This is a genomic window from Acetobacterium sp. KB-1 (assembly GCF_003260995.1).
GTDB lineage: Bacteria > Bacillota > Clostridia > Eubacteriales > Eubacteriaceae > Acetobacterium > Acetobacterium carbinolicum.
The window spans coordinates 655,461-669,278 of the sequence record NZ_CP030040.1 but is presented as its reverse complement, the minus strand read 5'-3'; the positions used below and the strand labels follow the sequence as shown (position 1 = coordinate 669,278).

The 13,818-nt window shown below is 44.2% G+C and carries 16 protein-coding genes and 1 pseudogene; 5 read left to right on the top strand and 12 right to left on the bottom strand.

The annotated features are described in order from the left end of the window. Nucleotides 1-13: 13 nt before the first annotated feature. The 12 genes and pseudogenes from accC to DOZ58_RS03140 form a co-directional block, all read right to left on the bottom strand. Nucleotides 14-1,368: pseudogene (accC, locus tag DOZ58_RS03195) on the bottom strand (acetyl-CoA carboxylase biotin carboxylase subunit). An 11-nt stretch (nt 1,369-1,379) separates the two neighbouring features. After that, on the bottom strand, nt 1,380-1,796 hold the full coding sequence (gene fabZ / locus DOZ58_RS03190; RefSeq protein WP_111886982.1) for a 3-hydroxyacyl-ACP dehydratase FabZ: 417 nt from the start codon (nt 1,794-1,796) through the stop codon (nt 1,380-1,382). A 139-nt stretch (nt 1,797-1,935) separates the two neighbouring features. After that, the gene (accB, locus tag DOZ58_RS03185; RefSeq protein ID WP_111886981.1) at nt 1,936-2,409 is read right to left on the bottom strand and encodes an acetyl-CoA carboxylase biotin carboxyl carrier protein; all 474 of its coding nucleotides are present in this window, start codon (nt 2,407-2,409) and stop codon (nt 1,936-1,938) included. Between the two features lie 3 nt (nt 2,410-2,412). Next, nucleotides 2,413-3,663 (bottom strand): beta-ketoacyl-ACP synthase II, encoded by a 1,251-nt coding sequence (fabF, locus tag DOZ58_RS03180; protein WP_111886980.1) that lies wholly within the window; start codon nt 3,661-3,663, stop codon nt 2,413-2,415. A gap of 9 nt (nt 3,664-3,672) precedes the next feature. Continuing rightward, nucleotides 3,673-4,413, bottom strand: coding sequence for a 3-oxoacyl-[acyl-carrier-protein] reductase (gene fabG / locus DOZ58_RS03175; RefSeq protein WP_242988589.1), 741 nt, complete (start codon nt 4,411-4,413; stop codon nt 3,673-3,675). Then, nucleotides 4,407-5,348 carry an ACP S-malonyltransferase gene (locus DOZ58_RS03170; protein WP_111886978.1) on the bottom strand — a complete coding sequence of 314 codons (942 nt, stop codon included), beginning with the start codon at nt 5,346-5,348 and terminating at the stop codon, nt 4,407-4,409. Before DOZ58_RS03170 ends, fabG begins: the two co-directional genes overlap by 7 nt. Further along, on the bottom strand, nt 5,336-6,283 hold the full coding sequence (locus DOZ58_RS03165; RefSeq protein ID WP_111886977.1) for a nitronate monooxygenase: 948 nt from the start codon (nt 6,281-6,283) through the stop codon (nt 5,336-5,338). The genes DOZ58_RS03170 and DOZ58_RS03165 overlap by 13 nt, the downstream gene beginning before the upstream one ends. Nucleotides 6,284-6,293: 10 nt before the next feature. Beyond that, nucleotides 6,294-6,515 carry an acyl carrier protein gene (locus DOZ58_RS03160; RefSeq protein WP_162624396.1) on the bottom strand — a complete coding sequence of 74 codons (222 nt, stop codon included), beginning with the start codon at nt 6,513-6,515 and terminating at the stop codon, nt 6,294-6,296. Nucleotides 6,516-6,669: 154 nt separating this feature from the next. Beyond that, a complete protein-coding gene (locus DOZ58_RS03155) occupies nt 6,670-7,644 on the bottom strand; it encodes a beta-ketoacyl-ACP synthase III (RefSeq protein WP_111886975.1) in 975 nt (324 codons plus the stop codon). Between the two features lie 15 nt (nt 7,645-7,659). Continuing rightward, nucleotides 7,660-8,142, bottom strand: a complete 483-nt coding sequence (locus DOZ58_RS03150; protein ID WP_111886974.1) for a MarR family winged helix-turn-helix transcriptional regulator — start codon at nt 8,140-8,142, stop codon at nt 7,660-7,662. 141 nt (nt 8,143-8,283) lie between these two features. Next, entirely contained in the window at nt 8,284-9,357 is a 1,074-nt protein-coding gene (locus DOZ58_RS03145) for a nitronate monooxygenase family protein (RefSeq protein ID WP_111886973.1), read from the bottom strand. A gap of 76 nt (nt 9,358-9,433) precedes the next feature. Next, nucleotides 9,434-10,363, bottom strand: a complete 930-nt coding sequence (locus DOZ58_RS03140; RefSeq protein WP_111886972.1) for a DMT family transporter — start codon at nt 10,361-10,363, stop codon at nt 9,434-9,436. Nucleotides 10,364-10,491: 128 nt separating this feature from the next. Between DOZ58_RS03140 and DOZ58_RS03135 the strand changes: the two genes are divergently transcribed. The 5 genes from DOZ58_RS03135 to recO are packed head-to-tail and all read left to right on the top strand — an operon-like array spanning nt 10,492 to nt 13,809. Then, nucleotides 10,492-11,196 (top strand): histidine phosphatase family protein, encoded by a 705-nt coding sequence (locus DOZ58_RS03135; protein WP_111886971.1) that lies wholly within the window; start codon nt 10,492-10,494, stop codon nt 11,194-11,196. Between the two features lie 18 nt (nt 11,197-11,214). Continuing rightward, entirely contained in the window at nt 11,215-11,682 is a 468-nt protein-coding gene (ybeY, locus tag DOZ58_RS03130) for an rRNA maturation RNase YbeY (RefSeq protein ID WP_111886970.1), read from the top strand. 59 nt (nt 11,683-11,741) lie between these two features. Next, nucleotides 11,742-12,113: a diacylglycerol kinase family protein gene (locus DOZ58_RS03125; RefSeq protein ID WP_111889665.1), complete on the top strand. Its 372-nt coding sequence runs from the start codon at nt 11,742-11,744 to the stop codon at nt 12,111-12,113. 20 nt (nt 12,114-12,133) lie between these two features. After that, complete coding sequence (gene era, locus DOZ58_RS03120) at nt 12,134-13,030, top strand: GTPase Era (protein WP_111886969.1); 897 nt, start codon at nt 12,134-12,136, stop codon at nt 13,028-13,030. A gap of 20 nt (nt 13,031-13,050) precedes the next feature. Then, on the top strand, nt 13,051-13,809 hold the full coding sequence (recO, locus tag DOZ58_RS03115; RefSeq protein WP_111886968.1) for a DNA repair protein RecO: 759 nt from the start codon (nt 13,051-13,053) through the stop codon (nt 13,807-13,809). The last annotated feature ends 9 nt before the right edge of the window (nt 13,810-13,818 follow it).

Here is a 13,818-nt window from a genome sequence, read left to right as displayed (position 1 = left end):
AAAACCTCCATTTCTATTCGGATAAGGGTTTACCGAATTCATTTTCCATAAAATCTGTATAATAGTCGCCCTTAATAAATAAGGGATGACTGAGAATATCTAATTGTACCTGGCTGGTGTGGTCGATCCCTTCAATCACCAGCTCGCACAAGGCGGCCTTCATTTTCCGGATCGTCAGCTCACGGGTTTTGGAATGGACAATCAGCTTGCCAACCATGGAATCGTAATACGGAGGAATCGAATAGCCTTGATAGAGTAGGGTATCAAAACGAACCCAGGGTCCTCCGGGAACATGCAGAAATTCAATGGTTCCGCAGTTGGGTCTAAAATCCAGTAGCGGATTTTCAGCATTGATTCGGCATTCGATGGCATGACCATGAATGTACACATCTTGCTGAGAAAATGTCAGCGGCAATCCAGCGGCAATCCGGATCTGCCATTTGACAATATCTACTCCAGTAACCATTTCAGTAATTGGATGTTCAACCTGCAATCGGGTGTTCATTTCCATAAAATAAAAATGGCCGTGCATATCCATTAAAAATTCGATGGTACCGGCATTTTCATAACCTATGGCCAGCGCGGCCTGACGGGAAACGTCCATCATAGCAGTGCGAATTTCCGGAGTCAGTGATGGTGAAGGACTTTCTTCCAGTAATTTCTGATTTTTGCGTTGAATGGAGCATTCCCGTTCGCCTAAGGCAACAACATGTTGATGCTGATCACAAAGCAATTGAATTTCGATATGCTTTACCCGGGTTAAAAACTTTTCCAGATAAACCCCATCGTCATTAAAAGCGTTTTGCGCTTCTTGTCTGGCCAGGGAATACTCATTTAAAAAATTTTCCGATCGTTCGACCAAACGGATCCCCTTGCCACCACCGCCAGAACGGGCTTTGACTAGCAGGGGATAGCCAATTTCATCAGCTCTTTGATGCGCCTCATCCGGATCGTTTAAAATATCGGTACCGGGAACAATTGGTACTCCAGCAGCGGCCATGGTAGCGCGGGCCTGATCTTTGTCGCCCATTTTCTGAATGATTTCCCAGTTTGGTCCAACAAAAGCGATACCGCATTGGGTGCACAAACGAGCGAACTTGGGGTTTTCTGAAAGCAGTCCGTAGCCGGGATGGATGGCTTCCGCTCCGGTTAATACCGCTGCCGATAAAATTGCCGAAATGTTCAGATAAGAGTCTGAGACTGCCGCCGGTCCAATACAAATACTTTCATCGGCTAGGCTCACATGCAGACTATTTTCATCGGCGGGGTGGAAAAGACTGCAACGGTGGCGACACCCATTTCTTTACAGGCACGGATAATCCGCAGCGCAATTTCGCCCCGGTTAGCTATGAGGATCTTAGAAAACACGGCTTTCCTCCTTACTCAATCAGGGCAAAAGAGAATTCTCCTACCACTGCGATCTTGCCATTCACTGAACCGGAACCGCTGGCAAAATAAAAAGGCGGTTTGGATCTCGTAATGGTGCAGGTGATTTCAATGGTATCACCGGGAAAGACCTTTTCTTTGAATTTTACCTTATTCAAACTGGTAAAGTAGGGCGTCTTATTGGCACCACCCAGGTCTGCCAGTAAGACGCAGCTGGTCTGGGCAATAATTTCGCAAAGAATAACACCGGGCACTACCGGATTGCCGGGAAAATGTCCCTGCAAAAAAAACTCGTCGCCGGTTACGGTGTAGCGCCCAGTGGCGGTGGTGTTATCTATTTTCTCAGCCTCGTCAATCAGGAGCATGGGCTCCCGGTGTGGCAGGATCTTTTTTAATTCATCACGTTTCATTCTGATTTCCTTCTGAAATTTTATAAAAATTCCGTTTAGTAATTTTTTAGACCGTTAACAAAATTTAGCCGTACCGATCATGATCGGTACGGTCAGATTAACAATTGGTCGGTACGGAGCTAGTAACTCTGTCTAAAATCTAGTCTTCAACGATGCGATAGAGCACCTGACCGAATTCAACGACTTGGCCGTTGCCGACGCATACTTCCATAATGGTTCCGGGAGTTTCGGCGGTAATTTCGTTCATCAGCTTCATCGCTTCAATAATACACAGGGTATCGCCTTCGGAAAAGCTCTGCCCCTTGGTCACATAAGCTGGTTTATCCGGCTGACTGCTTTGGTAAAAGACACCAACCATGGGGGATTTTATTTCTTTCCAATGGGCAGTATCAGTGATATCAATGGCATCGGCTGCCACGGGCTGGGTATGATGGGGCAGTGGCTCCATTGCCGCCATCCGGGTTTCCTGATAGGTAATCTCAGATGGTTGCATCGAACCGATTTCCCGTTTTATTTCGATTTTCAGGTTTCCCTGATCAAGGACCAGACTGGTGAGTTTTTCTTCAGACATGATTCTTGCCAGCGCCTGAAGTGTTTCTATATTTAATTCCATCTCTTATTCTCCTGCATATCTAACAAATGCCAGACAACCATTGTGACCACCAAAACCAAGGGAGATCGATAGAGCAATATCACTCTGGACGTCTCGTTTTTCATTGTTGACATAATCCAGATCACAATCTGGATCAGCTTCCTGATAACCAATGGTGGGGGGAATAATGCCATCTCTCAAGGCCATCACTGAAGCGATCGCTTCAATGGCACCCGCTGCCCCCAACATATGGCCAGTCATTGATTTGGTGGAGCTGACCAGCGTTCGATTGAGATGTTCACCCAGGGCATTTTTAATGGCAATGGTTTCTGATTTATCGTTAAGTGGGGTGCTGGTACCATGAGCGTTTACATAAATCTGAGATTGCTCAAATTTAATGCCCGAACTGACCGCCTCCGCCATAGCCAGGCTGATGGCTCGGGTGCCACCGATGGCGTCGGGATGGGGGGCAGTAATGTGATAGGCATCGCAGGTATTCCCGTAGCCGACAACTTCGCCGTAAATTTTCGCGCCGCGGTTCAGGGCGGATTCCAGATCTTCTAATACCAGTGCACCAGCGCCTTCACCCATAACAAAACCGCTACGGTTTTTGTCAAAGGGAATGGAGGCCCGGGTGGGATCGTTAACGGTAGTCAAAGCCGTTAAATTAGTAAAGCCGGCCACCGACAAAGGAGAAATACTGGCTTCAGTGCCGCCGGCAATAATGGCATCGGCATAACCGTGCTTAATACTTCGAAATGCTTCTCCAATGGAATGGGTACCCGTGGCACAAGCTGTAACAATCGGTAGACAGGGTCCCTGGGCATTATAGCGAATGGCGATGGTTCCCGCGGCGATATTTGAAATCATCATTGGGATGAAAAAAGGCGAAATCCGGCCAGGGCCTTTGGTATCCATTTTATGGCATTCATCAATAAAGGTGTGAATACCGCCGATGCCAGAACCCATATAAACACCCAGTCGGGTGGGGTCCACATACGCCTGGACACCACTGTCTTCCATTGCCTGGACAGCTGCGCCAATGCCGTATTGGGTAAATAGGTCAGTTTTTCGGATTTCATTCTTTTTAATATAGTCAAGGGGTTCAAAATCATGAACCTCACCTGCAATTTTCACTTTTAGGTCGGTGGTATCAAATTTCTTAATAAAGTCAATGCCGCATCTTCCGTTTTTAAGGTTTTCCCAAAAACGTTCTACAGTGCTACCCACTGGAGAAACAGCACCACATCCTGTTATAACAACTCGTCGATTCATTGATTACTCCTAAATATAGAGACCGCCATCAACTTTAATGACTTCTCCTGTAATATAGCCTGATAAATCGCTACTTAAATAAACGCAGAGATTGGCAATATCATCTGCCTGTCCCAAACGTTTTAAGGGAATTTGTTTAATAATCTCTTCTTTAATTTCGGGTTTTAATTCTTTGGTCATATCAGTGTCGATAAAACCTGGAGCAATGGCATTACAGGTGACTCCCCGCATGGCCATTTCTTTAGCAGTGGACTTGGTCAGACCGATAAGACCGGCTTTGGCAGCGGCGTAATTGCATTGGCCCACATTGCCCATTAAGCCTGAAACTGAGGAGATATTGATAATTCGACCTTTGCGCTGCTTGAGCAGGTAAGTGCCGACGTGCTTGGTCATGTTGAAGGCACCTTTTAAATTGGTGTTAATGACACTATCAAAATCAGTTTCCTTCATGGCGATTAACAGCTTGTCATTAGTAATTCCAGCATTATTCACCAGGATATCTAATCCATCAAAATCCTTAATAACCTGGGCAACCAGTTCTTTAGTGGCGTTAAAATCGGACACGTCACATTGATAGCTTTTGGCCTGCACACCCAAAGCCTGCAGTTCATTGATGGTCAGTAGCGCATTAGTTTGGCTACCACGGTACATAATGGCCACATTTCCATGGGCCTGGGCAATTTTAAGGGCGATGGCCCGTCCAATTCCTTTTGCACCACCTGTAATGAGTGCAGTTTTTCCTGTTAACATACAAAAGACCATTCCTTTCCGGCATTCTTTGCTTCGAGATAATCGGTTAGTACCGTTTCAACATGATAATAGAGGACTGATTTGTCAATTTTTTTTAAGAATCCACCCAGGGTTTTGCCGGGACCGCATTCAATAAAGGTGGTAAATCCGTCTGCGATCATGTTGCGCATCGTTTGTTCCCACAATACGGGATGATTGATTTGATGAAGAATATAATCACGGATCTCCACTGGAGATTCAGGATAGGGTTTAGCATAAGCGTTGGAATAAAGGGGAATGGAACCCGCTGAAAATGTCAATTCATAGATCTTTTTTTCCAGCAGCTTGGTTGCATAGGTCATAAAAGGGGAGTGGAAACCGCCAGATATAGTCAAGGGGATACCCCGACCGCCCAGTTCTTTCGCACGGATTAAAAACGCTTCCTGATCATCCCGAAGCATGGCGACAACCAGCTGCCCAGGGCAATTGTAATTAACCGGGTAGCATTGGCTGAATTCTTTGCAGAGTGCTTCCACCGTGGCATTATCAAGTTTTAAAACGGCCACCATGGACGCCGGTGTCATCTGAGACGCTTCATCCATAGCTTGACCACGCTTTTTAACAAACTTTAATCCATCTGCCATAGACAAGACGCCGGAGGCTACCAGACCGCTTACCTCTCCCAGTGAGAAGCCAGCGATCCCCTGAACTTCGACCCCAACACATTTTAAAGCCGTCAGTGCCGCCAGCTCCACTGCAAAAATACAAGGCTGGGTATTCAGGGTTTGATTGAGCGCTTTCGCAGGCCCTTCAAAGCAAAGTGTCGAGGTGCCCGGATGAACGGCATCAACCTGGTCAAAAATTTCCCGTGCGCATTGGCTAAGTTCATAAAGGGGTTTGCCCATTCCGACAAACTGTGAACCTTGACCGGGGAAGAGCAGTGCTATTTTACCCATTTTGTTCCTCCTTTTAAAACTGTTTCTGTTTCATCAGCCAGTGTTAAAATGATTTCCTTCACGCTTTGTTTTTCTTTAATCATTCCTGCAATCTGACCAGCCATGAAGCAACCTTTTAGAGAATCACCTTCCTGAGCGGCAATGCGAAGCGCACCCCGACCGTATTCTTCCAGAACTTCTGGCGGCGTCGTAGGATCATTTTCCGCTTTAATGAAGTCTTTAGAAAAGGTTGTTTTTAGAGAACGAACCGGATGACCCAATGACCGGCCGCTAAGGGTGGTATCAATATCTTTGGCTTTAATAATTTTATCTTTATAATTTTCATGGATGTTGGTTTCGTGGGCGACTAAAAAACGGGTGCCCAACTGAACCCCTAATGCTCCCAGCATTAACGCGGCGGCGATGCCCCGACCATCGCCAATGCCGCCGGCAGCAATGACCGGAATCGAAACCACGTCACAGACCTGGGGAATTAAGGGTAGGGTAGACATCTCGCCGACGTGTCCACCGGATTCGCCGCCTTCGGCAATGACCGCTGTGGCTCCAGCCCGTTCAGAAAAGCGGGCCAATCCGGTGGAAGGTACCACCGGAATAACTTTGATACCGGCTTCAATCCATAGCTTCATGAATTTACCTGGATTTCCGGCACCGGTTGTGACAACCGGAACCTTTTCGTCAATCAGAACCTGTGCAATTTTATCCACATGGGGATTCATCAGCATAACATTGACCCCAAAAGGTTTATCAGTCAGGCTTTTGGCCTTTTTAATTTCACTGCGTAGCCAATTCTCATCGGCGTTCATTGACGAAATAATCCCTAAACCACCTGCATTTGACACGGCAGCCGCAAGCTGAGCATCGGATATCCACGCCATTCCTCCCTGAAGAATGGGAAATTCAATGTTTAAAAGATCGCAGAGTGGTGTTTTTATCATACTATTTCACCTAAACGATTGCTTTTTCAATCAGCGTTACCACATCACCAATGGTCTTAATTTCGCCATCCATTTCAATGCTGGTATCAAAGGCTTCTTCAATTTCCATGACTAGCTCCACGGTATCCAGAGAATCCAGTTCCAGTTCTTCGAATGTTGAAGCTACTGTAACGGCTAAATCTTGTTCATCTTTGTAATTCCGTAAAATTTCCACTACTTTTTCTAATACCATTTGATTAATCCTCCTAAGATTATAAATAAATTTTTGATTGAGATCCCGTACCGACCAATTATTAATCTGTCGCATACAACATGATGTAACAATTGCCGGTACTATTTAAGAATTTAAGCTGAAGTCATTTTTAGTTATAATTTTACTAACAATACTACGCCATATAATGATCAGCCCATTCGATAACGCAGGCACCGGTTGTCAGACCTCCGCCGAAGGCGGTTAAGGCAATCCGGGTGCCGGGTTTAAAGGTGTTACTGCGGTTAAGTTCATCCAGCACCAGTGGGATGCTGGCGGCTGAGGTATTACCACAACCATTGACTCGCAGAACAAATTTATCCATTGGCAGTTTTAGGCGTTTGGCCGCTCCTTCGATAATCCGCAGGTTCGCTTGATGGGGAATGATGTAATCCAGATCGGCCAGTTCGATGCCGGCGGCTTTTGCCACTGAGCGTAAGTCACTGCAGATGGCAGCTACCGCAAAGCGATAAACTTCCGGCCCGTCCATCAGCAGATAGGGGGCTGGGTTGGTCTGGTTTTGGGTCAGGGGATGATTACCCTTAGGCCAGGGAATACTTAAGGCATGCTGATTTCCGACGGCGGTCAGCTGAATGGCTCTTAAGCTATTCCCGCTGGCCAGCACAGCGGCACCGGCACCGTCTCCGAAAAGTACAGCAGTAGCCCGATCTTGCCAGTCCACCAGCTTGGACATGGCGTCCACCGCAATGACCAGAATTTTTTGGTCATTATTCCGGGAAAAATAAGCGTCAGCCACATCAAGTCCATAGACAAAGCCGGAGCAAGCGGCATTGAGATCAAAGCTGGGGCAGGTTGCACCCAATTTTTCCTGAATCAAGCAGGCCAGGGAAGGGGTGACGGTATCACCGCCAAGGGTGGGGCAGATAATTAGATCAAGTTCTGCTGGTTTGATTTGGGCATTATCCAGGGCATTCACACTGGCTTCCAGAGCGATGTCTAAAATGGATTCTGCCACACAAATGTGTCGTGATTCGATGCCAGTTCTTGAAACGATCCATTCATTAGATGTATTAAGAAACTGGGCGAGGTCTTCATTGGTCTGAATTGTTCTTGGCAATGCAGAACCGGTTCCGATAATTGTAAAGGACATTTGTTCCTCCAAGCATCAAGGCTCAGACGTTTCATTTTCGTCAGATAATCTTGATAATTTATTTTTGAAAAAACCGTTTAATTTTTCCATACCGTGAATTAATACTTCTTTTTCGGCAACAGTCATTTCACTAGAAATATCTTTCACCATTTTTACATGAAAATACTGATGGATTTTATCGATCCGTAAACCCTTATCGGTAAGTCGAACGTATACAACCCGTCCATCGGTATTACTCTTTTCTTTCTTTACATACCCTTTTTTAACCAATTTATTTATCGCCACCGTTACAGAAGGGAGGGTAATATTAAGACTTTGGGCAAGATCACTAATGGTTTTTCCATCATTTTTGTTTTTTCCCACATGCTCAATCAGATGCATTTCATTGATTGATAAATCAATATTCGTAGATTGCTTGAGTAAATTTTCTTCAAATTTTAAAATAGTATTGAATGTATCGACCAAAACGGCGTTGAGTTGGGAAGAAAAAGAGTCCAAGGGATCACCTCCATTATCGTTAGATTGTCTAACTAATTATAGCGCTAAAAAAGTATTTGTCAAGAAAAGTTCAGATATTAACTTTTTTCTTAGGGCATATTAAGACTTATAAGATCGCTAAAAAAATGACTAAAGACCAGATTAGTGACTTAATTCTTTTGTCAATTCGTCAATTAAGGCTTCCACAGTTGTGATTTCAGTGATTTTATATGCATTAGCCCCGGAAAAAACATAGCCATTCTCCAGATCACCCTGTTTTCCGGCAATCAGAGCAAGGGCAATACAGTAGGGAGCCGTTTTATAATCGCATGATTTTATGCAATTAATGGGACAATTAACAGGATGTCGCAGCCCTGCTTTAACCTCTTCCAGAAAGTGGTTATGAATTGCCCGGCCTGGCAAACCGGCGGGACTAACGATGATTTCAATATCGGATTGTTTGGCTTTGACAAGCGCTTCTTTAAAAACCGGGGAGGCATCACATTCTTTAGTCGCCACGAATCGAGAACCAATTTGTGCGGCATCGGCACCAGCTTCCAGGGTATCCCGGACATCAGTGGCTGAGGTAATACCGCCACCGGCAATTAATGGGATTTGCCGCCCAACCAAATCTTCATAAGGTTTGATTTCTTCAAGCACGCCGGGAATCAGCGAGGGCAAGGCCTGTTGGGCCAGTCGTTCTGGGACGAGATCTTCAGGTTTAAAGCCTAAATGACCACCAGCCAAGGGGCCTTCCAGGACAATGGCATCTGGAGCAACTTCATAGTGACGCCACCAGTGTTTTAAAATCAGTTTGGCCACCCGTTTAGATGAAATAATTGGAGCAATTTTAGTTAAGGAATCGCGGGTCAGTTCTGGAAGGGTTAAAGGTAGACCCGCTCCGGCAAAAACAATGTCATAACCAGTTTGGACAGCATCTTTAACCAGTTGCTCGTATTGGGTTAAAGCCACCATAATATTTATCCCAATGGGGCGATTGCCAGATATTTCTTTGGCACGTTTAAAGTGGTCCTCCATGGCCTGTCGGTTGGCCGCTTTAGGATTTTTCTGGTAATTGGGGTAATTACTGCCCATTTCTACAGCAGAGACGACCCCGAGGCCACCAAATTTTGAGACGTATCCAGCCAACTTGGAAAGGGAAATACCAATCCCCATACCACCTTGGACAATGGGCTTTGAAAATTCGAGATTTCCAATATTAAATTGAGTTTTCAAAAAAAACCTCCTCTGCAATTTTTCTTGCAATTGGAGGTTATCATAGCATATCGGGAATTAATCTGTAAAGAAAAAGCTAAATCTCAGTCAGTTTTTCTGGATTTTTAGGTTTTGTTTTAAGAAATAGTTTCTTAAGAAAAGACCACTTGGTTTCAGCGGTAAGGATCCCCAAAAAAATCACTAGGCAGCCTAAGAACATCGTCAACGTAAACGTATCTCCAAGGATAATAATTGATAGAATACTTCCAAAAACGGCTTCCAGACTGAGGATAATAGCGGCATGAGTGGAATTGGTATATTTCTGAGCCACCGTTTGTCCCAAAAAGGCCAGAAAGGTACAGAATATCCCCAGATACAAGCCATTTAAAAGACCGGGCACAGGTATGTCTAGGGTAAACTCGCCCGAAATAAAAACGTAACCCAAAGAGACCACAGCAGCAAAGCAAAGTTGAATCACAGTCAGGGCAATGGGGTCATGCTGTTTTGAGTAAATGCCCACCACCACAATGTGACAGGCAAATAAAAAGGCACATAGCAACGTCAAAACATCCCCGGGATTAAAAGAAAAACCAACAGAAAAATCCATCGTCAGCAGGGCCAGACCTATCAGCATCGTAAAGGCTGCCACAAAATTGTAGTAATCAGGCCGTTGTTTTTTTACCGCCCAATAAATAAAGGGGACCATGATGACATTGGTGGCCGTCAGAAAAGCTTGCTTACCGGCGAGCATATATTGTAGTCCAATCATCTGGGCGGCAAAGGCGGTGAACAGAAAGAAGCCTATCATACAACCGGCCTTAATGGTTTCTTTAGAGATTTTTCTCAAATTTTTTCGAAAGATAAATCCGGATAGAAGGGCCGCTACCGTAAACCTGACCGCCATTAGCATTATCGGTGACATTGAACCAAGGGCGTTTTTCGAAGCGACAAAACCACTGCCCCAAACAAATGCCACGGCCACAAGACTAAGATCAGCGAAAAGAGATTTTTTTTTAGTTTTTTCCATGGTGACTTCCTTTCTCAGGTACTTTATTAATTATAACTAAAAAGATAGCGCTTGGCAAAAAAATTTGGTTTCCCTGATTAAAATGAGTTATAATAGAGAAAAGTTTAAAATTACATAAGGAAGAAAAAATGAAACTTATACTGGTAAGACATGTAGAAACATATGGAAACGTGGAGCATCGCCTCAACGGCCACACCGAATCAGACTATACTCCTCGGGGCGAGGCGATGAAGGTATTGTTGGTAGAAGAACTGATCGCCCTGAATGAGAAACTGTCATTTGACAAAATTTATGCTAGTCCAACCTCACGGGCTTTGAAAATTGCTCAGGCAGTAGGTCAATCCACGGGTAAGGAGATTCAGGTGGATCATCGTCTCCGGGAGTTCAACTTTGGCATTTTCGAAGGCAAAACTCGGGATGAGTGCATTGAAATCTTCCAGACCGAATGGGATCAATGGATGTCGAGTTATATAGATTATGCTGTCCCTGAGGGTCAGAGCCAGCGGGAATATCATGATCTTTGCGCTGAATTTTTAGCAGAATTGAATGAAGGCGAAACAGTTTTAATGGTTGCCCATGGTGGAACCATTCACGGGATGCTCACCAATATGCTAAATTTACCGCTTGACTGTAAATGGCATTTTGACATTAAATTAGGAAGTATTACGATAATTGACTTTAACCATGGTTTCGGTATGCTCTCTCACATGACAACCCCACCTTATGATGAGTTGATCCCTGACCAGACGCCATTGACAGATGCTAAAAAATCTGCCATGCGATCAGCTGCAAGAGAAGAAGCGAAAGCGAAAGCGGCCACTAAAAAGAAATGAAACCGGAGAGGAAATAATATGCTCGTAGTCGCTTATGATAATCGCAGTGAGTTTGAAATTACAGACATCATCCTGGAAGAAATTGAAGACGCTATGATGCGGACACTCCTTGATCAAGAAATTGGAGTAGAGTGCGAAGTGAGTTTTTCATTTGTCAATACCACCGAAATAAAGGATCTAAACAGAGACTATCGGGGCAAAGATACGATTACCGATGTGCTGTCCTTTCCCATGCATGAGGATTTCATCCTTCATCGCGAAGCAATCATTAAGGATAATCCTTTTCTGCCTTTGCTGCTTGGAGATATTGTCATCTGTATCCAGCAGGCCGAAGCTCAAGCCAAGGAGTACGGAAACAGCCTAACCCGGGAGCTTTCTTATTTATCGGTGCATAGTGTTCTACACCTGTTGGGCTATGACCATATGGAGGAGGACGAAAAATCCGAAATGAGACGCATCGAAAAGGAAATTATGGGTGACGACTAGATTACCCGTCCAACCTGAAACGTGTCGTCGTGTTTTATCCAAACAGTAAAAATCAGGAGGTGGGAGAGATTAGAAGAAAGTTAAAAAAGAGTTTTTCTTTTGCCGTTGAAGGTATTCTCTATACCCTTAAAACCCAGCCCAACATGCGGATTCACTTTGGTGTTGGATTTATCACCATTGCCTTTGGTTTTGTTTTTCAAATTGAAAGCTATGAATGGCTGTCATTAGTGATTATGATTGGATTTGTTTTTATCCTGGAGATCATCAATACAGCTATCGAAACCCTGGTGGATCTTTATACTGAGGAATACCATCATCTGGCCAAAGTTGCCAAGGATACAGCTGCAGGGGCTGTTATGGTGGCCGCAATTATGTCGGTTTGTGTGGGGCTGATTATCTTTTTACCAAAAATTATCAATTGGTTTTTTTAGCCAAAGAAAGAATGTGAACAATGAACGAAAACTTTAAATCCGGATTTATCAGCATCGTCGGTCGCCCAAATGTGGGGAAATCGACCTTGCTTAATAATATAATGGGAGAAAAGCTGGTGATTACCTCAGCTAAACCACAAACGACCCGAAATGCTATCCGTTGCATTTATACCGATGAACAGGCCCAGATGGTTTTTATTGATACCCCGGGGATGCACCGACCCAAAAACCGGTTAGGTGACTACATGCAAAAAGCCGCGGAAAATACTGTATCCGATGTGGATGTGGTTTTATATCTGGTCGAGCCGGAAACAAAAATCGGACCTGGGGATCAGTATATTCTGGAAAAACTAAAAGCCAGTAAGACACCGGTTATCTTAGTGATCAATAAAATTGATCTACTTCCCAAAGAGGATGTTTTAATCACCATTGCGGCTTATCAAAAATATGATTTTCTCAACGCAATCATTCCCATTTCCGCGGTTTCGGGAGATGGGGTTAAAGAGCTTTTGAAACTTATTACTGGACTGCTTAGTCCGGGTCCGATGTTTTTCCCGGCCGATATGATCATTGACCAATCAGAGCGTTGGATTGTTCAGGAATTGATCCGCGAAAAACTTCTGAACCTTTTAAATGATGAGGTTCCCCACGGCATTGCGGTGGAAGTTACCACCATGAAACCCCGTAAGGGAAAGGATACCATTGACATTGAAGCCACCATTTTCTGTGAGCGAAAAACTCACAAGGGCATCCTGATCGGCAAAGGTGGCTCCATGCTGACCAAAATTGGTACTCAAGCCCGGAAAGATATTGAGTTTTTTCTGAAATCGCAGATCAATCTACAGTTATGGGTAAAGGTGCGATCCGATTGGCGGGATAAGAATTTTGATTTGAAAGATTTAGGCTATTTTGAATAAATCCTCTAGTTGGGAGAATTATGGCTCTGATTAAAACAAAAGGACTGGTCATTAAAGAACAGCCCTATAAAGAACAGGATAAAATTCTGACCATCTTCACCGAAGATGATGGTAAGATTCAATGTATTGCCCGTGGTGTCCGACGTCAGAAAAGTGGCCTTCTGGCCAGCACCCAGATCTTTGCCTATAGTGAATTTGTTTATTATCCCGGTAAGAATTTTGGCATCATCAATCAGTCCAATTTAATTGAGGCCTTTTATCCATTGCGGAATGATCTGACTAAAATGGCCTTGGCTTCTTATTTACTGGATCTGATGTATAATGCCTATGAATTTTTTCAGAAAAGCCCGGAAATTTTAAAACTACTCCTTCACGTATTGTTTTATATATCAGCTGGAACAGCAAAAAACGACCTGGTTCTGGTGGGCGCCTTTCAAATGAAACTAGTTAGTTATTTAGGCTACCGCCCAGGTCTAAAAACATGTATGATGTGTCAGAATGATCAAGATTTAAGCCTCTTCAGCATTGAAAACAATGGGGTCATTTGCAGTGACTGTCAGGAACCAACCGAGGGATACCTCTATAAGCTGAGCCCCACGATGTTAAAACTACTCCGGGATTTTTTAGGACAGCCGATCAAACAGCTAAAAGATCGGGAAGTAAGCACCGTCGAGGTGATAAAAATAAATGATCTGTTGGATCATTATATCGGTTACTGCATTGGAAAATCTTCCAAAGCTTATGCCTTTTATAAAACCATGCTCACCCCTCTGAATTAAAAAAATACG

Coding starts and splice junctions, on each gene's coding strand:
- DOZ58_RS03165 (WP_111886977.1), bottom strand. CDS start 6,283: ATGATAAAAACACCACTCTGCGATCTTTTAAACATTGAATTTCCCATT.
- fabF (WP_111886980.1), bottom strand. CDS start 3,663: ATGAATCGACGAGTTGTTATAACAGGATGTGGTGCTGTTTCTCCAGTG.
- DOZ58_RS03140 (WP_111886972.1), bottom strand. CDS start 10,363: ATGGAAAAAACTAAAAAAAAATCTCTTTTCGCTGATCTTAGTCTTGTG.
- recO (WP_111886968.1), top strand. CDS start 13,051: ATGGCTCTGATTAAAACAAAAGGACTGGTCATTAAAGAACAGCCCTAT.
- ybeY (WP_111886970.1), top strand. CDS start 11,215: ATGCTCGTAGTCGCTTATGATAATCGCAGTGAGTTTGAAATTACAGAC.
- DOZ58_RS03155 (WP_111886975.1), bottom strand. CDS start 7,644: ATGTCCTTTACAATTATCGGAACCGGTTCTGCATTGCCAAGAACAATT.
- fabG (WP_242988589.1), bottom strand. CDS start 4,413: ATGTTAACAGGAAAAACTGCACTCATTACAGGTGGTGCAAAAGGAATT.
- fabZ (WP_111886982.1), bottom strand. CDS start 1,796: ATGAAACGTGATGAATTAAAAAAGATCCTGCCACACCGGGAGCCCATG.
- era (WP_111886969.1), top strand. CDS start 12,134: ATGAACGAAAACTTTAAATCCGGATTTATCAGCATCGTCGGTCGCCCA.
- DOZ58_RS03170 (WP_111886978.1), bottom strand. CDS start 5,348: ATGGGTAAAATAGCACTGCTCTTCCCCGGTCAAGGTTCACAGTTTGTC.
- DOZ58_RS03135 (WP_111886971.1), top strand. CDS start 10,492: ATGAAACTTATACTGGTAAGACATGTAGAAACATATGGAAACGTGGAG.
- accB (WP_111886981.1), bottom strand. CDS start 2,409: ATGGAATTAAATATAGAAACACTTCAGGCGCTGGCAAGAATCATGTCT.
- DOZ58_RS03160 (WP_162624396.1), bottom strand. CDS start 6,515: ATGGTATTAGAAAAAGTAGTGGAAATTTTACGGAATTACAAAGATGAA.